We start from the raw sequence: 19,447 nt of genomic DNA, 5'->3' as shown, positions 1-19,447 counted from the left end.
ACTTGAACAGTGTTCGGAAGATAGGTAAGACCCTTTCAGGACCATACATATTAGTGCTTGCCGCAAGACCTGGTGAGTAAAAAATTCATTTTTGCGTTTAAGATCAAAGAAATAGTAACTCAACAAGCGAAAGACTAGCCGCAACTGTCCTTGCCTTATATAAGCAAAGAGCGGGAATGGAAAGAGAGTGAGCCAGGATGACGCATTAACCAGATCAAGGGTCAGATCTGACGGTGCAACAGATCGCTAAAGGCGTTAGAATCCACCGCTATTGTTGAAATGGAATAGCTCAATAAGATAGGTTCGAACATCAACGTCTCATCGAACCTTATTAAGCAAGTAGTTGGCAAGGGTAGTAGCCGCTACGTCGCAAGCTGGAGGGCATGATGGCCAACAGCACACTCATTCTGGTTAAAATCAGCGAACTGGGAGCTGTAACTCAGGGGCGGTAGCCATTGCACTTTTCCCCTTGATAGTCAGAAATCTGCCGGTCAGACATGTTTATCCTTGTCTCCAGTCTCATTGTTGCAACTCGTTTTACCTTCATTTTTTATATTCATTTCAAGAGCATACCTATGAAAATCCTTGTCACTGGTGGCGCTGGCTTTATCGGGTCGGCGGTTGTTCGTCATATTATTCGAAACACGCAGGATGCCGTGGTCAATCTCGACAAACTCACCTATGCGGGGAATCTGGAGTCCCTGGCCGACGTGGCTGCCAGTGAGCGTTATGTTTTCGAGCAGGTGGATATCTGCAACCGTGGTGAACTGGATCGGGTGTTTGCTCTGCATCAACCGGATGCCGTGATGCATTTGGCGGCCGAGAGCCATGTCGATCGCTCCATCACGGGGCCTGCCGATTTCATCGAAACCAATATTGTTGGCACCTATACGTTGCTGGAAGCGGCGCGCGCTTACTGGAACGAATTGAACGATACACGCAAAGCGGCTTTCCGCTTCCACCACATCTCCACCGACGAGGTGTATGGCGATCTGCCCCATCCGGATGAGGTGAGTGCCGGTCATCCCTTGTGGAATAAGCCACTGCCGCTCTTTACCGAAACCACTCCTTACGCCCCCAGCAGCCCCTATTCGGCCTCCAAGGCCTCCAGCGACCATCTGGTCCGCGCCTGGCGCCGAACTTACGGCCTGCCGACCCTGGTCACCAATTGCTCCAACAACTATGGCCCCTACCACTTCCCCGAGAAGCTGATCCCGCTGGTGATCCTGAATGCGCTGGATGGCAAGCCACTGCCGGTTTATGGCAAGGGTGACCAGATCCGCGATTGGCTCTATGTGGAAGACCACGCGCGCGCGCTTTACAAGGTGGTGACCACCGGCTTGGTAGGGGAGACCTACAACATCGGCGGTCACAACGAGAAGCAGAATCTGGATGTGGTCCACACCATCTGCGATTTGCTCGACGAGATGGTCCCCAAGGCTGGTTCTTACCGCGATCAAATTACCTATGTGGCGGATCGCCCCGGTCACGATCGCCGCTATGCCATCGACGCCAGCAAGATGAGCGCCGAGCTGAACTGGCAACCGCAAGAGACCTTCGAGTCCGGCATCCGCAAGACGGTACAGTGGTACTTGGATAACCAGCTGTGGGTTAATAACGTGAAGAGCGGTGCCTATCAATCCTGGATTGAGCAGAATTACGATGGGCGTGCCTGATGCATGTCCTGTTATTTGGTAAAAATGGCCAGGTGGGCTGGGAGCTTCACCGAGCATTGGCGCCACTAGGACATATTACAGCGGTGGATTTTGACTCCACCGATTATTGCGGTGATTTCGCTAATCCTGCCGGTGTCGCCGAGACGGTACGTCTGCTCAAGCCGGATATGATTGTCAATGCTGCCGCTTACACTGCGGTTGATAAGGCCGAGAGCGAGCGGGCGCTGGCCCAATTGCTCAATGCCACCAGTGTTGCTGCGATTGCCAAAGAAGCAGAGGCACTGGGTGCTTGGTTGGTGCACTACTCCACTGACTACGTATTTGATGGCAGTGGCGAGCGCTCCTGGGTCGAGAGCGATCAGACCGCACCGCTCAACGTCTATGGTGAAACCAAGCTGGCAGGGGAACACGCAGCTGTGCTTTGCACTCGTCATCTTATCTTCCGCACCAGCTGGGTGTATGCCGCCCGTGGGGCAAACTTTGCCAGGACCATGCTGCGCTTTGGCAAAGAGCGTAGCGAAATGTCGATTATCAATGACCAGTTTGGCGCCCCGACCGGTGCAGAGTTGCTGGCCGATTGCACGGCCCATGCGATCCGTATTGCGCAGTACAAACCAGAGGTGGCGGGGCTGTATCATCTGGTCGCCTCCGGTACCACCACCTGGTTTGACTATGCCCAGCTGGTGTTTGCCAAAGCTAGAGAGGCAGGGGTTGAACTGTCGGTCATGCAACTCAATGCTGTGCCGGCCAGTGAATTTCCGACGCCTGCCAAGCGGCCTCATAACTCACGCCTGGATACGAGCAAGTTCCAGCGAACATTCAGTCTGGTGCTACCAGACTGGACTGTTGGTGTCGAGCGGATGCTGGTAGAGATCCTGAGTCAATATGAGGATGGCAAGCGAGACAAGGGGATTTCGTGTCTTGTCGATAGTAATAAAGGGTAAAAGAAGTGGCGCTTGGCCACACTTTTTCATGGTTAAATAATTCAAATATAAGAAATGAAGCATTATGACCAAACGTAAAGGTATTATTCTGGCCGGTGGGTCAGGCACTCGTCTCTACCCCGTCACCATGGCAGTCAGCAAGCAGCTGCTACCCATTTATGACAAACCAATGATTTACTACCCACTCTGTACCCTGATGCTGGCGGGAATACGGGATATCTTGATAATTAGTACGCCACAAGATACCCCACGTTTTGAACAGCTGCTGGGTGATGGCAGTCAGTGGGGGTTGAATTTGCAATACAAGGTACAACCGAGCCCGGATGGTTTGGCACAAGCGTTTATTTTGGGTGAAGAGTTTATTGGTTCAGATGCATGTGCTCTGGTCTTGGGCGATAATATATTTTACGGCCACAATTTGCAGAGACAGTTGGTGTCAGCCGCAGACACTCCCAGTGGAGCGACCGTATTTGCCTACCATGTATATGACCCAGAGCGGTATGGTGTAGTAGAGTTTGATGACGAGGGGATTGCCATTTCCCTGGAAGAGAAACCGCAAGAGCCGAAGAGCAACTATGCGGTAACGGGTCTCTATTTTTATGACAACAATGTTGTGGAAATAGCCAAGAACTTGAAGCCATCTCTTCGCGGCGAACTGGAAATTACAGACATCAATCGAATTTATCTTGAGCAAGGAAATCTGTCGGTGGCCATGATGGGTCGTGGCTATGCCTGGCTTGATACCGGTACTCACGAGAGCATGATTGAGGCGAGCAACTTTATTCAGACCATTGAAACTCGACAAGGACTAAAAGTCTCTTGTCCGGAGGAGATAGCCTACCGTCAGGGATTTATTGATGCTGCTCAAGTGAAGCTATTAGCTGCGCCATTGATAAAGAATGCTTATGGCCAATACTTGATGAGATTGGTTTCCAAGGTGAAATAACAAGTATTTTTTTAGGTTCGGGTTCACTTTTTTCATTTAAGTGTTTTAGTAACTACGCCGTATATTATGCAGATCTCCTTTTAAAGGTTTATTGGTCATTCTCAAATTAAGTCTTCAAGCCATTATCCTGACTTTGAACCATTTTATTATTTTATTTTTATATTCTTTTGGAGTAAAGATGCAAAACAAGAAAGTGGCCATTATTGGGCTAGGTTATGTTGGGTTGCCTTTAGCCGTAGAGTTTGGGAAATACCGTTCCGTACTTGGATTCGATATTAACCAATCTCGCATCAATGAACTGATGAGTTTTCAGGACAGTACTCTTGAAGTCACCCCTGAAGAACTGAAACAGGCGACAAGGCTGACCTATAGCAGTGACCAGAATGCCTTGAAAGATTGTGACATCTTCATCGTTACCGTCCCAACGCCTATTGATGGAGCTAACCGTCCTGATTTAACGCCATTGGTGAAAGCTAGCGAGACAGTGGCTAAGGCACTGAAACAGGGGGCTATCGTTATCTATGAGTCCACTGTTTATCCAGGTTGCACTGAGGAAATATGTGTACCTGTGCTGGAGAAGTTCTCAGGCCTTAAGTTCAATGAAGGCTTCTATTGCGGCTACAGCCCGGAGCGCATAAACCCTGGTGACAAGGTCAACACTCTGACGAAAATCAAGAAGATCACTAGTGGTTCAACTGCTGAAATTGCTGTAGAGGTAGATGCGCTTTACAACTCTATTATTTCAGCCGGCACCTTCCCAGCTACCAGTATCAAGGTTGCGGAAGCTGCAAAGGTGATCGAAAATAGTCAACGTGACCTCAATATTGCCTTCGTCAATGAACTCTCCATCATTTTTGATCGTATTGGCATCGACACCATAGAAGTATTAGAAGCCGCTGGTAGCAAATGGAATTTTCTTCCTTTCCGTCCTGGTATGGTTGGTGGCCATTGTATAGGTGTTGATCCTTATTATCTGACGCACAAGGCCGAAGAGTTGGGATATCACCCTCAGGTAATTCTTGCAGGTCGTCGCATCAACGATAACATGGCACGTTATGCTGCCAGAAATGTCATAAAGCTGATGCTGAAAAACGGTATTGATGTTGCTCGCAGTGTTGTTGGTGTGATGGGTATTACCTTCAAAGAGAACTGTCCCGATATTCGTAATAGCAAGGTAATTGACCTGATTACTGAACTGAAAAATTGGGGGTTGAATGTAGTCGTAATAGATCCTTGGGCTAATACTGACGAAGTGCAACATGAGTATGGTATTGAATTGGGTGTCATTAGCGAGCAATCTCCAGTCGATAGCCTCATTGTCGCCGTAGGTCATCAGGAGTTTCGAGAGCTCTCTCCACAACAGTTACGCAAGTTCTGTCGTACTGATCAACCTGTGCTGGCAGATATCAAGGCTCTCTATACACGGGAGGCCTGTGACAAGGCTGGGTTTACGCTTTTCCGTTTCTAATCTCCGGTGCAATTGTAGAGGCTGCAATAAGATACCCTCTTGCAATTTTCAATGAACTATTGGAATGACTGAATACACTAAAAATTTAGCCATTAAAACTGTGATGATGTGCCATATTGGCGACTAATTTTTTCTTGTTGGTCGTTAGTGTGAGCCATAAACGGTTTTCACAATCCTGCGAGGATATGTGATGGGGCGAGTGAATGCAGTCAACCATCGGCACTCTAGGAAAAACGAACATATAGACAAACCGAGTAAACACTCTCCGTCTGGTGTTAAACAAATAAGGGAATTATTGTGCTAATTCAAAGCTACCCTATCATCAAAGATCGCAAGATCAGAATCGCCATTGTTGGCTGTGGCCGCATTTCCAAAAACCATTTTGGTTCCATTGCCCAACATGCAGATCACTTTGAGCTAGTTGCGATTTGCGATATCAATCCGACTACGCTCGTTGAGCACCAGCAGCAATATCAGGTCCCAGCCTATCAAAAGCTGCAAGAAATGTTGGAAAAAGAGCAGATCGATATTGTAAGTCTTTGCACCCCCAGTGGCTTGCATGCTGATCAGGCAATACTCGCTGCTGAGCATGGGGTACATGTCATTACAGAAAAACCTATGGCGACTCGTTGGCAAGATGGTCAGCAAATGGTCAAGGCATGTGACAAAGCAGGAGTGCGCCTCTTCGTTGTCAAACAGAATCGTCGTAATACCACTCTACAACTGTTGAAGCGTGCCATCACTGAGAAGCGTTTTGGCAAGATCCATATGGTCAATATCAATGTGTTCTGGACTCGTCCCCAATCCTATTACGATGTTGGCGGTTGGCGCGGTAATTGGGAGTTTGATGGTGGTGCCTTCATGAATCAGGCGAGCCACTATGTCGATCTATTGCACTGGCTGATTGGTCCTGTCGAAAAAGTTCAGGCGATGATGACCACGACTCGGGATATTGAAGCCGAAGACACTGGTGTGCTGAACATCAAGTGGCGTCATGGTGCAGTAGGTTCTATGAGCGTTACCATGCTTACTTATCCGCGTAATCTGGAAGGTAGTATTACCATCCTTGGTGAGCAGGGTACGGTGCGAATTGGCGGGCTTGCAGTCAACGAAATTCAGCAATGGCAGTTTGCTGAAGAGAAAGATTACGATGCCCAGATCAGCGAGGCAAACTATGAGACCACTTCTGTCTACGGCTTTGGTCATCCTCTCTACTACAAGAATGTAGTGGATGTTATGCGTGGCGAAGCTGAGCCAGAAACTGATGGTCGTGAGGGCTTGACCTCACTGGAACTGTTGATTGCCGCCTACCTGGCAGCCCGCGATGGCCGTCAAGTTGGTTTGCCGCTGGAGTATTAAGCATGAACTATCTGGTGCATGAAACCGCGATCGTTGATGTGGGTGCGCAGATTGGGGCTGACTCCAGAGTGTGGCATTGGGCCCATGTCTGTGCAGGGGCAAAGATTGGTGCAGGAGTTTCTCTTGGTCAAAATGTCTTCGTTGGCAATAAAGTAGTTATTGGTGATCGCTGCAAGATACAGAACAATGTCTCGGTATACGATAATGTCATTTTGGAAGAGGGGGTCTTCTGTGGTCCCAGCATGGTCTTCACCAATGTCTATAACCCAAGAGCCTTGATCGAACGCAAAGCTGAATATCGTGACACCCTTGTCAAAAAAGGAGCAACCCTGGGAGCCAACTGTACCATTGTTTGTGGTGTTACCATTGGCGAGTACGCTTTCATCGGTGCCGGGACAGTAGTGAACAAAGAGGTCAAACCCTTTGCTCTTATGGTGGGCGTACCCGCCAAGCAAATAGGTTGGATGAGTGCCTACGGTGAAAAGCTCGATCTCCCTCTTTATGGCCAGGCCACAACAGTTTGCCCTTTCACTCAAGAAACCTATGTTCTAGAGGGTGACACCCTCAGTAGATTGGAAAGATAATCATGCAATTTATTGACTTGGCTGCCCAATACCAGCATCTGAAACAGAAGATTGACCAACGAATTCAGCAAGTGCTCGAGCATGGTCATTACATCATGGGGCCTGAGGTGGCCGAATTGGAGGCCAAGCTGGCTGACTATGTCGGTGTTAAACATGTCATTACCTGTGCCAATGGTACCGATGCTCTGACACTGGCGATGATGGCGATGGGGGTCAAACCTGGCGATGCTATTTTTTGTCCAACTTTCACCTTCTTTGCTACAGCAGAGACCATCGCTTATGAAGGTGCTACCCCTGTTTTTGTGGATTCCGATCCCGATACCTTCAACATCTCACCTCAAGACTTGGAAAAGCAGATTCAACGGGTTCTAGCCGAAGGCAAGCTCAATCTCAAAGCGATTATCACTGTTGATCTCTTCGGGTTGCCCGCCAATTATCCAGAGCTGGAAATTATTGCAAAGAAATACAATATGACACTCCTCGAAGATTCAGCTCAGGGTTTTGGCGGTGAATTGAACGGAAAACGGGCCGGTAGCTTTGGTGATATTGCAACTACCAGTTTCTTCCCAGCCAAGCCACTGGGGTGCTATGGCGATGGTGGCGCTATCTTCACCAATAGCGATGAATATGCCGGGCTTATCAAGTCTTACAGGGTTCATGGCAAAGGAGCAGACAAATATGACAATGTTCGTATTGGTATGAACAGTCGACTTGATACTATCCAGGCGGCAATTTTATTAGAGAAACTGGCCGTCTTCCCAGAGGAGTTGATTGCTCGTAATAAAGTGGCTAAAAACTATGAGCAGGCATTGGCAGGGAAATATAAAACACCCATGGTGCCGCCTGGTTATTTAAGCTCATGGGCACAATATACCATCATTACTCAGGATCGAGACGCTACCATGGCTGAATACAAGGCCAAAGGAATACCAACCATGATCTATTACGCAACTTGTCTGCATCAGCAGAAGGCGTTTGCTTATCTTGGTTATAAAGAAGGTGATTTGCCAGTGGCTGAGAAACTATCAAAGCAAGTGGTTAGTTTGCCAATGCACCCATATATGTAGGTGTCCCACTCTGATAGTTTTTTCTATTCAGTTAGGCGATTATAATTACTTTTAGTATATTGAACGGAAATTGTTTCGATAAATTAAAGGAATTGTTCTAGGTTCGTTATTTATATGTAATAGTGCTGGGCGTCATTTTAGCTGTAAGAGGATGACATATGTCTAAAAAAATTGTGCATATAGGCCATGCATGCACGTTCATGTCTCCATTTATTGAACTTGTCAAAAGTGACTTTGATTTTGAGTCTCATCTTTTTTATTTAACATTAGGGGCCACAAAGTATAAAACGTTTCCCTCCCCAAACATTAAACTCGCAAAGCGAACATTTTTTGGTAGAGCCAAATATTATCTTGGTATCTCAATTAAAATGCATCAAGCAGAAAAAATAATGCTGCATGGACTTTTTGATTATAAAACGATTACGCTGTTATTTTTTATGCCTTGGCTGCTTAAGAAATGCTACTGGGTGATATGGGGCGGGGATCTGTATTGCTATCAGTTAAATGAAAAAAGCTGGGGCTGTAGAGTTAAAGAGTTTTTAAGAAAAAAAGTAATAAAAAAAATAGGGCATCTTGTTACTTATATTAAAGGTGATTATAAATTAGCTCAACAATGGTATGGTGCACAGGGTCAATATCATGAATGCTTTATGTATCCTAGTAATTTATATCAAGAGTATACTATCCCTGATAAAGTCCATGAAGGAATAAACATTCAAGTTGGGAACTCGGCAGATCCAAGTAATAATCACCTGGATATTTTTAAGCGACTTGAAAAATACCATAAGCATAATGTGACTATATATGTACCACTAACCTATGGTGGTGATGCTTATGCAGATGAAGTAATTAAAGAAGGTAGAAAGATATTTGGCGACAAGTTCATCCCTCTGACTGAACATGTACCATTTCACCAATACTTGGCATTTCTTGGTAGCGTCGATATTGCTATATTTAATCATAAGCGACAACAGGCCATGGGTAATACAATAACTCTGTTAGGCTTAGGAAAGAAAGTATATATGCGTAGCGATGTGACCCAATGGGATTTTTTTAAAGATCATGATATCGTAGTGTATGATATTGAAAATATAAATATCTATGATTTAGATGAAAAAATTTTGGCTGAAAACAGAGGGAAAATAAAAAACTATCTTTCTTATGAAAATTATAAAAATCAGCTTGAATGTATATTCAATCAATGATGAAACTGCGAGTATATTAATGCATGCACTTATACCAATGATCTATTGGCTAAGTTTTTCGTTCTGACTATCACGCATTCAATATAAAAGTTTATATTCGTCATTTTTTGGGAAGGAGCGTTAGAATGAAAAAAGTCGCATTCTATGTGATGAACTCTAAAGGCTTTTATGTGCTGGATGAGTTTGTTAAAAAATTTGGTAGTGAAGCTATAGAATATGTAGTCAGTGAAAAAGATGATGCGGTTAAAGATGACGCCTACAATAAAATAATGAAGCTGACATCAAGTTATAACATTAAAGCATTCAATCGAAAAGAATTAGATTTAAATAAAGAGACTGTTTTTGATGGAATAAAGTTTGCTATCGGTTGGCGATGGTTGATTGAGAATGAAAGAAATTTGATTGTTTTTCATGATTCAAAACTACCAAAATATAGGGGGTTTGCTCCTCTGGTAAATTCATTGATAAACAAAGAGAGTGAGTTGTCTGTAACAGCATTATATGCCAGCGAAAAATACGATTGTGGTGATATCATTGATCAGCTAACGGTAAGTGTTAAGTATCCCATAACAATATATGATGCAATAAAAAAAATAGAGCCATTATATTTTAAATTGATAGAGAATTTATTTATTGCATATAGTTCTAATCAAGCTTTGTCTAGAGTGCCGCAAGATGAATTTCAAGCAAGCTATAGCCTGTGGTTGGATAAAGATGACTATTATATTGACTGGGAGTGGCCGGCAGAAAAAATAAAATTATTTGTTGATGCTGTAGGATTCCCTTTTGATGGGGCAAAATGTCTTTTGAATAAAGAGATAGTGATTTTTGAAGATGTTGATATATATCATGACGTGATAGTAGAGCATCGAGAAAGGCATATTGGAAAAATAATTTTTTTTGAATGTGGTGCTCCTGTAATTGTTTGCAAGAAAGGGCTTTTGAAACTAAACAGAGTTCTAGATGCAAATAAAGAGCCAATGAAACTTAAATTCAGAAGCAGGTTTTATTAATTATGTTGGTATTTAACAAACCCCCTTATACTGGTAATGAAGAAAAATATGTTCTTCAGGCAATGCAGAGCCCCAAAATGTGTGGCGATGGCGCTTTCTCAAAGCGTTGCCAGCAATGGTTTGAACAGCAGTTTCATTGTCCGAAAACACTCCTGACTCCTTCATGTACAGCCGCTCTGGAAATGGCCGCTATCCTGATTGATATTAAGCCTGGCGATGAGGTGATCATGCCAAGCTTTACTTTCGTTAGTACAGCTAATGCATTTGTGTTACGCGGTGCCAAAATAGTTTTTGTTGATATTCGTCCAGATACAATGAATATTGATGAGACCTTGATCCAAGCAGCGATCACCCCTAAAACGAAAGCCATTGTTCCGGTACATTACGCGGGCGTCAGTTGTGAGATGGATTCCATCATGGAAATTGCCAACAAGCATAACCTGTATGTGATCGAAGATGCAGCTCAAGGTGTAATGTCTACTTATAAAGGCAAGGCATTAGGTACAATTGGTCATCTATCTGCATTTAGCTTTCATGAGACCAAAAATTATACTAGTGGTGGTGAGGGAGGGCTATTGCTGATTAATGATCCCAAATTTATGGAACGCGCGGAAATAATTCGTGAAAAAGGGACTAATCGTAGTCTATTTTTCCGCGGTATGGTGGATAAATACAGCTGGGTTGATTTGGGGAGCAGCTATTTACCTTCTGATATACAAGCTGCGTATCTTTGGGGTCAGCTAGAAAAAGCTAAAGAAATAAATAGCAATCGTTTGCAAACATGGTTGAGTTACAAAGATGGATTAAAAAAATTGGCCGAAGATGGAAAAATTAAACTGCCAATAATTCCAGATGGGTGTGTTCACAATGCTCATATGTTTTATATAAAATTATCAGATATAGATGAACGTACAGCTATGTTAGAGCATTTAAAGAAAAAAGGGATAATGGCGGTGTTTCATTACATCCCGCTCCATTCATCTATTGCAGGTAAAGAGTTTGGTTGCTTTCATGGGGAGGATAATTACACCACCAAGGAAAGTGAATGCCTGATTCGTCTTCCACTCTATTACGGTATGACTAGTTCGGAAATAGAAGCTGTCAAAATAGGTATTTATGAGTTCTTTGCATGAATATAAAAAAAATTATGGGATTTGCTATCGGTCCTATTGGCGCGGCTGCTCTTGGATTTATAACTCTTCCAATCACGACTTGGTTTTATAGCCAAGAGGATATTGGAAAGATCTCAATGCTCCAAGTTGCAGCTAGCTTCTGCGTGCTAATTTTCAGTCTGGGTCTAGATCAGTCGTATGTTCGAGAATATCATGAGTCTGAAAATAAAACGGCATTATTAAAGATGGCTGTACTCCCAGGGTTGGTGTTATTGATATTGTCAATAGCTGTGATAATGATAACCCCTACTTTTTTTTCAGAATTACTTTTTAATCTTCCCAGTGAGCATCTTAGTATTTTAGTTGTGGTATGCATCCTGGCTGCTTTCCTATCGCGCTTCCTTTCGTTGATTTTACGTATGCAGGAAAAAGGATTTGCTTATTCAATCAGCATGATTTTGCCTAAACTGATTTTTTTATTGGTAATAGGTTTTTATTACTTAATATCGATTGGTTTTAACCTGCCAGACTTGATTCTTGCACACACTATTTCAATGCTATCAGTTACTTTAATATATGGATGGAATACGAGAACTGAGTGGCTAGGAGCACTAAAAGAAAACATTGATTTAGAAAAACTGAAGGTTATGGTGAAATTTGGAGCCCCGTTGATAGTTGGTGGTGCAACGTTTTGGGGGCTGACTGCTATGGATAAAATATTTCTAAGAAATTTATCTACATTTGAAGAGTTAGGCATTTATTCTGTTTCGGTGAGTTTTGCTGGTGCGGCTGTTATTTTTCAAAGTATCTTTTCAACGGTCTGGGCGCCAACCGTATATAAGTGGGCGGCAGAGGGAATTAATGCGGAAAAGATAGATCAGGTTACAGAACATACACTTGCTATAGTTGTGTTCTGTTTCATATTTATTGGTTTATTTTCTTGGGCGGTAACATACATATTGCCTGCTGAATATTCGCGCATTCAATACATCATTTCTGCCTGTATGGCCTATCCACTTTTTTACACACTATCAGAAACTACGGTCGTCGGATTAGGTGTCACTCGGAAGAGTAATTATGCAATGCTCTCTGCTATTGTGGCTGCGTTAATTAATCTGGTTGGTAATTACTTGTTAGTGCCAGAGTATGGTGCTACCGGTGCAGCGGTATCTACTGCATTATCTTTTTGGTTTTTCTTGTTTTTACGGACAGAGAGTTCGTGTGTTGCTTGGCGGAAGCTAAAAAGAACCAAGATGTATTGTATGACTTTGAGTTGCTTATTCTTATCGATAGTGAGCGCATTTCTTGGTGATTTGATATATCAATATCTCGTGATTACATGGTCTATATTAGGTATTTTTAGTATCTTCATATTTAAACGGTCATTAATGGCAGCAGTGAATTTTATATTTCCATAGCGAAGCATATTCATCTGTTATGATGAGGTTTTAGTTTTTTCTTGTTTCTATATGTATTTCACAGAGATAACATCAATGAGGTACTGTTCTTGTTCTGGCTTTATAGTGTGGATTATATGTTCTATTATGTCTTTAGGACTTATGTTCTATTTTCCTGGTAGACCACTAGAGTTCATGTTCATATATATGTCATTTATATCTGTTTTGTTTTTTTTAATAACAAATAAAGATATATTTGAACCATTTTACTTGTTTTCTCTTTACTATCTATCTCTCATTGCTTCCTCTTTTATTTTGAGACTGTATGGGTTTGAGAATAATAACTTCATGTCCACTGTCTATTTTTACAATGATGTGGATGATTTGTATTTTATTGGGGTCGTTTCAGTATTTATATCTTATCTGTCAGCCTGGGCTGGTTATTCTATTTTTAATAGTAAAAATGAAATGCCTAAACCTATAGAAGTAAAAGCTATAGGGTCAAATTATGTATTCTTTATCGCTGTGGCATTTTATGCTATTGGAGTGTGTAACTTCGTTTTGAATATAGTGATACTATACGATGGAGATCTTCTTGCATACTATAAGAACATATCAATGCGTGCTTATGATTTTCAAAAATCAGTTACCACACTGGGCTATCAGTTTATGTATGTAGGGACCTACATATTTTTCATTTCCTCTCTACAGAAGAATAAAACAAGTGTGTTGGTCTTTTTGGCAATCATAATCTCATTCTTAATCTCTATATCTAACGGTAGAATCTCTCAATCTATTTTCTATATGGCAACATTTTTTATAATAAATTACTACTATAATGGAAAATCAAAACTTAATAGAAAATATGTACTCTTTGGTGCTATTGGTGTGCTGGTTGGAATATCCATGTACATTGTTAGGTTTGCCAGTAGTTTGTATGTCAATGCGGTGAATGACGACTTCTTGCTGTCTGAATTTATCAATAATGCAATCAATGTGGACTTTTTAATTGGTGCCCTGTTTGAAAGAGGAAATTTACCTAATTTCCCAGTTTTTCTGAAAGTCATTGATTCTTGGTCCAAGGATATCGGCCATATGTATGGGGTGACAATATTGCATCCTCTATTTAGTTTTATTAGTCCAAATGTTTTTGGCTTGGTTGAAATGCCAGCGAACTTGGCAAAGGAACAGTGGTATCTACATTTACCAACGGGCAGTTTGCCGGTAACTGGGCTAGGTGAAATGTTTGTAAATTTTTCATATGCCGGTTTTATATTTGGTATGTTTTTATTCGGTGCATTGGGTGCATTTATCAGAAATCTAACTATTAAATCAAGAAGCGGCATCTTCTTGATATTTTATGCAAAGTTTTCAATTGGATTTTACATGCTCTATCCAAAAGGAGAGCTAAATAATCTGTCTCTTTTTTGGATGTTATTTGCAAGCCTGGTCATATATATAATTATTAATTTAAAGTCGCTGCTAAGCTCTAGGCATCCTCATAGTTGATTCGATCTCTCAGGGTAAATTATCACTAATTTTTGAATGTAAAATTAACTAAAGTTGGAATGATATATGAAACGTATCCTTACGATTATTGGTGCTAGACCTCAGTTTATCAAAGCAAGTGTTGTCTCCAAAGCTATTAAAGAAAGTAATACACTGAGCGAAATCGTACTACATACTGGTCAGCACTTTGATGCAAATATGTCAGATGTATTTTTTGAACAACTAGGTATTCCACGCCCGGATATTCAGTTAAATATTCATGGTGGTATTCATGGTGAAATGACTGGGCGTATGCTGATTGAAATTGAAAAAGCTTTATTGAGCTATAAACCTGATATGGTGATGGTGTATGGCGATACAAATTCAACCTTGGCGGGCGCCTTGGCTGCTGCAAAATTACATATTCCAGTGGTGCATATTGAGGCGGGACTACGTAGTTTTAATATGAAAATGCCTGAAGAGATAAACCGTATTCTTACTGATCAAATCAGTGACTGGCTTTTCTGCCCTACGGAGACTGCGGTGACAAATCTCACGAGGGAAGGTTTTTCAGATAAACCGGTCAAAATGATGCAGGTCGGCGATGTAATGCAAGATGCGGCACTGCTATTTGCTAAAAACGCTATTGCTCCCGTGGCAGTACTACCAGAAAAGTATGTTCTTGCGACGTTACACCGTGCTGAGAATACTGATGACCCCCAGCGCCTTGCTGCAATTGTGCTGGCATTAAACGAATTACATAAAAATGTTTCTCCAATAGTTCTGCCTCTGCATCCACGGACTCGTAAATTAATTGCTCAGCTAGGCCTGCAGCTAAATGTTAAAGTGATCGATCCTGTTGGGTATTTTGAAATGCTCTGGTTGTTAGATCATTGCCAGTTGGTATTAACGGATAGCGGTGGGGTGCAAAAAGAGGCATTCTTTTTTGGAAAAGCCTGTGTCACTATGCGTGATCAAACCGAGTGGGTAGAGCTTGTTGAAATTGGCGCAAATGAACTTGTCGGTGCTAATACAGATATAATAATCGATGCTGTAAAGAGAAATATTAATCGTAAAGTGAGCGATCCGGATAAATTATATGGCGGTGGTATTGCTGCTATAAAAATAATTGAGCAACTAAGTTAACAAATATTTTAATAGTTTTCTTAAAAACCCACTCTAGAATAGATATAAATTAATTTAGGTATGATATGAAGCATATTGTTCACATGACATCTGTTCATCAGCGGTATGATGTCAGAATTTTTCTAAAAGAATGTACGTCTTTAGCTGAAGCTGGCTATAAAGTAACGCTCATTGTAGCGGATGGTCTTGGTGATGAAGTTAAAAATAACGTCAATATTATTGATGTTGGGGGTAAGCAACAACATGGCCGGATTTGGCGAATGTTGAACTCTACAAAGCTTATATATAAAGCCGCTGTTGATTGTAATGCCGATGCTTATCATTTTCATGATCCAGAGTTAATCCCTATTGCTTTAAAAATTAAAAATTCAGGTAAGGTTGTTTTCTTTGACTCTCATGAGAACTTTGCTGATGATATAAAGGATAAGCCATATCTTCATCCATTTATCAGTGGCGCCGTATCTTGGGCATATAGACGTTATGAAAAGTACGCCGTTAATAACTTCGATGGTGTTATAGCAGCCACACCATCTATTCGGGATTACTTTAGAGGGATGCAAGTTAACTCTATTGATATAAATAATTATCCATTTCAAGAGGAGTTTTGTTTTGATTCATCCCAAGAGGATATCGATTATAAGTATGATGTGGCATATATAGGCGCTATTTCTAGAATTAGAGGCGTTCATGAATTAGTTGATTCCTTATCTTATTCTACCAAGTACTCAATGGTAATGGCTGGCTCTGTCAATGAGCCTAATTTTATGACACTCCTTGAGTCATCACCAGGATGGCGTCAGGTTGATTTTAAAGGACAAGTGAGTCGCCAAGAGATAAAAGAGATTCTTTCAACATCAAAGGTTGGCGTTGTTACATTTCTACCTGCTCCAAATCATATTGAGTCACAGCCCAATAAAATGTTTGAGTATATGAGTGCTGGATTACCCATCGTAGGCTCTCATTTTCCTTTGTGGAAAATAATTATTGAAGGGAATGAGTGTGGTATCTGTGTTGATCCATCCTCACCCAAAAGCATCTATGATGCTATTGATTTTATTTTATCCAATCCAGAAAAGGCCAAGGTTATGGGTGAGAATGGTCGAAGAGCGATCATTGCAAAATATAATTGGTCTGCGGAATCAAAGAAATTAATTGACCTTTATAATTCTCTGACGTGGTAATAAAATGCAATTTCACCCGTTGATTACTGTTGTTATTCCTTCATATAATCACGCGCACTATATTGAAAAAGCAATCAATAGTGTCTTTTCTCAAACATATAAAAATCTAGAAATAATAGTAGTGGATGATGGTTCTAGTGATACCTCCGTTGAATTAATTAAGAAGCTCTCATCAGAGGTTGGATTTACTTTTATTGAGCAGTCTAATGCCGGGATATCAAAGACTCTGAATAAGGCTATCCGGGACTATTCCCATGGGGAGTATATATGTATCTTGGCATCAGATGACTATTTTCATCCAGAAAAAATAGAAAAACAGATAAAAGCCATTGCACAGCATCCAGGCTCCGAGTTTTGTTATACCAAGGCGAGAGAGTTTGACTCTGAAAGTGGGGCGGCTATACGCGAGTTTCCTAAAAAAATTATTCAGGGTAAAGTTCTTGGAAGTGTTTTTTTTCATCAGCCTTATGCTGCCGGAACAATCATGTTTACTCGGTCGCTATTTGATCGGGTGGGTGGTTTTGATGAGGGATTGAAAATAGAGGACTGGGACTTTTCTATCCGATGCGCAGCTGAAACTAGCTTTAGCGTTGTGGATGAACCTCTGTTTTTTTATCGTTCACATCAGAATAATACGATTAAAAAATTGGATAGACGTATTGTTTTTAAAAATAAAATGCAAACATTAACCAAAAATTATATGCTTATATCCCCTTCTCGTTGGATATGGATTGTTATTGTTCACTTTGTTTTTGATCACTATTTATTTAACTTTAAAAGAGCTATTCAGTCTATAATGAAAAAGTAAGATTGATGTATTTTTGATACAGTTGGGGTAGTCTTATGAGTTTAATAAAAACTATTGATTTTGATATTCTTGGTGATGCAAGAGGATCCCTGGTTAGCTTAGAAGGCAGTAAGAATATCCCTTTTGACATTAGGCGAGTGTACTACATATTTGGTACGCAAAAGGATGTGGCACGAGGTTTTCATGCACACAAGCAACTGAAGCAGGTTGCTGTTTGTGTTAAAGGTAATTGCCGTTTTATATTAGATGATGGGTATCATAGGATGTCTGTATTGCTAGAGTCACCCAGTAAAGGATTGTATATAGATGGAGTGACTTGGCGAGAAATGCATGATTTCAGTGAAGACTGCGTGCTAATGGTCCTTGCTAGTGAAAATTATGATGAAAGTGACTATATTCGGGATTATCAGGAATTTTTAGAGGTTACTCGCAATGTTTCTTCATCCCCTCAGTGATGTGCAAACGTCTGACATCGGTAAAGATACTCGAGTTTGGCAATTCTCGGTTATTTTAAAACAGGCTAAAATTGGTTCGGATTGTAATATCTGCGCACATACTTTGATCGAAAATGATGTCATTATTGGAAGTCGTGTTACGGTAAAGTCAGGTGTTTATCTTTGGGATGGTATAACTGTCGAAGATGATGTTTTCATCGGGCCTTGTGCAGCATTCACCAATGACAAACATCCTCGTTCAAAAATATATCCTGACTGCTTCTTGAGAACTGTATTAAAAAAAGGCTGTTCTATCGGTGCCAATGCGACGATATTACCTGGTATTATATTGGGTGAGTACTGCATGGTTGGCGCTGGTGCCGTAGTTACAAAAAACGTCCCTCCTTATGCTGTGGTCATAGGGAATCCGGCAAAAGTAGTAAAGTTTGTGAATGAAGATTAAAATTCCCAATTAATTATCTGGCAATCCGGTGATGACAATGATTCCCTTTCTTGATCTAAAATCCATCAATGCACGATATCAAACTGAATTAAAGATTGCATGTGCTCGCGTTATCGATTCTGGTTGGTATGTCATGGGCAATGAGCTAGCCCAGTTTGAAAGCGAATTTGCGACCTTTTGTGGCACCAAGCATGCCATTGGTGTGGCCAATGGATTGGATGCATTGATTCTTACGCTAAGGGCCTGGAAAGAGCTTGGTATGCTGCATGCAGGTGATGAGGTCATTGTGCCGGCCAATACTTATATTGCGTCGATTCTGGCGATTACCGAAAATGATCTGGTTCCGGTATTGGTTGAACCTGACCCCTCTACTTATAACTTCGACCCCGTAACTGTGTGTGCCGCAATCAGTCACAAAACAAAGGCCATGCTGCCAGTTCATCTCTACGGTCAGCTTTCACCTATGCCAGAGTTAATGGCCATTGCCAAAAAATTCAACCTGTTGGTGTTAGAAGATTGCGCGCAGGCGCATGGTGCCGAGCTTAACGGCAAGCGTGCTGGTAACTGGGGTGATGCTGCTGGTTTCAGCTTTTACCCAGGTAAGAATTTGGGGGCATTGGGTGATGCGGGTGCAATCACGACTAATAATGATGAGTTAGCGCAGACTCTGAAAGCATTACGTAACTACGGTTCCCACCGTAAATATGAAAATTTATATGAAGGTGTCAACAGTCGTCTGGATGAGATTCAAGCGGCGATGCTGCGGGTTAAACTACAGTATCTTGAAGCTGATACTGCTCGTCGTCAGCAGATAGCTGCTCGTTATTTATCAGAAATAAATAATGAAGCCATTTATCTTCCAAACCTGACAGAAACCAAGGCGCATGTATGGCATCTTTTTGTCATTCGTAGTGAAAATAGGACTACACTGCAGTCATATCTAACAGAACATGGTATTCAGACTCTTATCCACTATCCTATCCCTCCCCATAAGCAGCAAGCATACTCTGAGTGGGGTGAGCTCTCATTGCCTCTAACCGAAGAAATTCATGAGCAGGTACTCTCGCTGCCTTTAGATCCAACAATGTCAGAAGAGGCCATCAGCAAGGTCATTTCAGTAATTAATGAATTTAAATAGCCCATCTAATGGGGATTA

18 protein-coding genes are annotated in these 19,447 nt (G+C 41.7%); all 18 read left to right on the top strand.

Annotated features, from left to right (window positions below):
• The first annotated feature begins 575 nt into the window (after positions 1–575).
• The 18 genes from rfbB to GWQ31_RS00745 all read left to right on the top strand — a co-directional run bounded on the left by rfbB (position 576) and on the right by GWQ31_RS00745 (position 19,429).
• Positions 576–1,676, top strand: coding sequence for a dTDP-glucose 4,6-dehydratase (rfbB, locus tag GWQ31_RS00830; RefSeq protein WP_265421175.1), 1,101 nt, complete (start codon positions 576–578; stop codon positions 1,674–1,676).
• A complete protein-coding gene (rfbD, locus tag GWQ31_RS00825) occupies positions 1,676–2,620 on the top strand; it encodes a dTDP-4-dehydrorhamnose reductase (protein ID WP_265421176.1) in 945 nt (314 codons plus the stop codon). The genes rfbB and rfbD overlap by 1 nt, the downstream gene beginning before the upstream one ends.
• A gap of 64 nt (positions 2,621–2,684) precedes the next feature.
• Entirely contained in the window at positions 2,685–3,566 is an 882-nt protein-coding gene (gene rfbA, locus GWQ31_RS00820; protein ID WP_265421177.1) for a glucose-1-phosphate thymidylyltransferase RfbA, read from the top strand.
• 178 nt (positions 3,567–3,744) lie between these two features.
• Complete coding sequence (locus GWQ31_RS00815; RefSeq protein WP_265421179.1) at positions 3,745–5,034, top strand: nucleotide sugar dehydrogenase; 1,290 nt, start codon at positions 3,745–3,747, stop codon at positions 5,032–5,034.
• A gap of 297 nt (positions 5,035–5,331) precedes the next feature.
• Positions 5,332–6,393, top strand: a complete 1,062-nt coding sequence (locus GWQ31_RS00810) for a Gfo/Idh/MocA family oxidoreductase (protein ID WP_271774549.1) — start codon at positions 5,332–5,334, stop codon at positions 6,391–6,393.
• 2 nt (positions 6,394–6,395) lie between these two features.
• Positions 6,396–6,977 carry an acyltransferase gene (locus GWQ31_RS00805; RefSeq protein WP_265421180.1) on the top strand — a complete coding sequence of 194 codons (582 nt, stop codon included), beginning with the start codon at positions 6,396–6,398 and terminating at the stop codon, positions 6,975–6,977.
• A gap of 2 nt (positions 6,978–6,979) precedes the next feature.
• Positions 6,980–8,044 carry a DegT/DnrJ/EryC1/StrS aminotransferase family protein gene (locus GWQ31_RS00800; RefSeq protein ID WP_275908423.1) on the top strand — a complete coding sequence of 355 codons (1,065 nt, stop codon included), beginning with the start codon at positions 6,980–6,982 and terminating at the stop codon, positions 8,042–8,044.
• A gap of 158 nt (positions 8,045–8,202) precedes the next feature.
• Complete coding sequence (locus tag GWQ31_RS00795; protein ID WP_265421182.1) at positions 8,203–9,249, top strand: TDP-N-acetylfucosamine:lipid II N-acetylfucosaminyltransferase; 1,047 nt, start codon at positions 8,203–8,205, stop codon at positions 9,247–9,249.
• 125 nt (positions 9,250–9,374) lie between these two features.
• Positions 9,375–10,262 (top strand): formyltransferase family protein, encoded by an 888-nt coding sequence (locus GWQ31_RS00790; RefSeq protein WP_265421183.1) that lies wholly within the window; start codon positions 9,375–9,377, stop codon positions 10,260–10,262.
• Positions 10,263–10,264: 2 nt separating this feature from the next.
• Entirely contained in the window at positions 10,265–11,395 is a 1,131-nt protein-coding gene (gene rffA, locus GWQ31_RS00785) for a dTDP-4-amino-4,6-dideoxygalactose transaminase (RefSeq protein ID WP_265421184.1), read from the top strand.
• Positions 11,392–12,792, top strand: coding sequence for an oligosaccharide flippase family protein (locus GWQ31_RS00780; RefSeq protein ID WP_275908422.1), 1,401 nt, complete (start codon positions 11,392–11,394; stop codon positions 12,790–12,792). Before rffA ends, GWQ31_RS00780 begins: the two co-directional genes overlap by 4 nt.
• A 51-nt stretch (positions 12,793–12,843) precedes the next feature.
• Positions 12,844–14,280: an O-antigen polymerase gene (locus GWQ31_RS00775; RefSeq protein WP_345893579.1), complete on the top strand. Its 1,437-nt coding sequence runs from the start codon at positions 12,844–12,846 to the stop codon at positions 14,278–14,280.
• A 66-nt stretch (positions 14,281–14,346) separates the two neighbouring features.
• Positions 14,347–15,405: a UDP-N-acetylglucosamine 2-epimerase (non-hydrolyzing) gene (gene wecB, locus GWQ31_RS00770; RefSeq protein ID WP_271774553.1), complete on the top strand. Its 1,059-nt coding sequence runs from the start codon at positions 14,347–14,349 to the stop codon at positions 15,403–15,405.
• Positions 15,406–15,470: 65 nt separating this feature from the next.
• Positions 15,471–16,586, top strand: a complete 1,116-nt coding sequence (locus GWQ31_RS00765; protein WP_271774554.1) for a glycosyltransferase family 4 protein — start codon at positions 15,471–15,473, stop codon at positions 16,584–16,586.
• Positions 16,587–16,590: 4 nt separating this feature from the next.
• Positions 16,591–17,394, top strand: a complete 804-nt coding sequence (locus GWQ31_RS00760) for a glycosyltransferase (RefSeq protein WP_271774555.1) — start codon at positions 16,591–16,593, stop codon at positions 17,392–17,394.
• A 35-nt stretch (positions 17,395–17,429) separates the two neighbouring features.
• A complete protein-coding gene (locus GWQ31_RS00755; protein WP_271774556.1) occupies positions 17,430–17,849 on the top strand; it encodes an FdtA/QdtA family cupin domain-containing protein in 420 nt (139 codons plus the stop codon).
• Positions 17,827–18,291 carry an acyltransferase gene (locus GWQ31_RS00750; protein WP_275908420.1) on the top strand — a complete coding sequence of 155 codons (465 nt, stop codon included), beginning with the start codon at positions 17,827–17,829 and terminating at the stop codon, positions 18,289–18,291. The genes GWQ31_RS00755 and GWQ31_RS00750 overlap by 23 nt, the downstream gene beginning before the upstream one ends.
• 31 nt (positions 18,292–18,322) lie before the next feature.
• On the top strand, positions 18,323–19,429 hold the full coding sequence (locus tag GWQ31_RS00745; protein WP_275908419.1) for a DegT/DnrJ/EryC1/StrS family aminotransferase: 1,107 nt from the start codon (positions 18,323–18,325) through the stop codon (positions 19,427–19,429).
• The last annotated feature ends 18 nt before the right edge of the window (positions 19,430–19,447 follow it).

Source organism: Aeromonas sp. 2MA4 (genome assembly GCF_029237305.1).
GTDB classification, from domain to species: domain Bacteria; phylum Pseudomonadota; class Gammaproteobacteria; order Enterobacterales; family Aeromonadaceae; genus Aeromonas; species Aeromonas salmonicida.
This window is presented reverse-complemented; position numbering and strand designations above follow the sequence as displayed.

What these genes read in the sequence shown, in the direction of transcription:
- rfbA (WP_265421177.1), top strand. Translation starts at nt 2,685, where the DNA reads ATGACCAAACGTAAAGGTATTATTCTGGCCGGTGGGTCAGGCACTCGT.
- GWQ31_RS00795 (WP_265421182.1), top strand. Translation starts at nt 8,203, where the DNA reads ATGTCTAAAAAAATTGTGCATATAGGCCATGCATGCACGTTCATGTCT.
- rfbD (WP_265421176.1), top strand. Translation starts at nt 1,676, where the DNA reads ATGCATGTCCTGTTATTTGGTAAAAATGGCCAGGTGGGCTGGGAGCTT.
- GWQ31_RS00815 (WP_265421179.1), top strand. Translation starts at nt 3,745, where the DNA reads ATGCAAAACAAGAAAGTGGCCATTATTGGGCTAGGTTATGTTGGGTTG.
- GWQ31_RS00800 (WP_275908423.1), top strand. Translation starts at nt 6,980, where the DNA reads ATGCAATTTATTGACTTGGCTGCCCAATACCAGCATCTGAAACAGAAG.
- GWQ31_RS00775 (WP_345893579.1), top strand. Translation starts at nt 12,844, where the DNA reads ATGTATTTCACAGAGATAACATCAATGAGGTACTGTTCTTGTTCTGGC.
- GWQ31_RS00765 (WP_271774554.1), top strand. Translation starts at nt 15,471, where the DNA reads ATGAAGCATATTGTTCACATGACATCTGTTCATCAGCGGTATGATGTC.
- GWQ31_RS00745 (WP_275908419.1), top strand. Translation starts at nt 18,323, where the DNA reads ATGACAATGATTCCCTTTCTTGATCTAAAATCCATCAATGCACGATAT.
- rffA (WP_265421184.1), top strand. Translation starts at nt 10,265, where the DNA reads ATGTTGGTATTTAACAAACCCCCTTATACTGGTAATGAAGAAAAATAT.
- GWQ31_RS00780 (WP_275908422.1), top strand. Translation starts at nt 11,392, where the DNA reads ATGAATATAAAAAAAATTATGGGATTTGCTATCGGTCCTATTGGCGCG.
- GWQ31_RS00805 (WP_265421180.1), top strand. Translation starts at nt 6,396, where the DNA reads ATGAACTATCTGGTGCATGAAACCGCGATCGTTGATGTGGGTGCGCAG.
- GWQ31_RS00760 (WP_271774555.1), top strand. Translation starts at nt 16,591, where the DNA reads ATGCAATTTCACCCGTTGATTACTGTTGTTATTCCTTCATATAATCAC.
- GWQ31_RS00790 (WP_265421183.1), top strand. Translation starts at nt 9,375, where the DNA reads ATGAAAAAAGTCGCATTCTATGTGATGAACTCTAAAGGCTTTTATGTG.
- GWQ31_RS00750 (WP_275908420.1), top strand. Translation starts at nt 17,827, where the DNA reads ATGTTTCTTCATCCCCTCAGTGATGTGCAAACGTCTGACATCGGTAAA.
- wecB (WP_271774553.1), top strand. Translation starts at nt 14,347, where the DNA reads ATGAAACGTATCCTTACGATTATTGGTGCTAGACCTCAGTTTATCAAA.
- rfbB (WP_265421175.1), top strand. Translation starts at nt 576, where the DNA reads ATGAAAATCCTTGTCACTGGTGGCGCTGGCTTTATCGGGTCGGCGGTT.
- GWQ31_RS00755 (WP_271774556.1), top strand. Translation starts at nt 17,430, where the DNA reads ATGAGTTTAATAAAAACTATTGATTTTGATATTCTTGGTGATGCAAGA.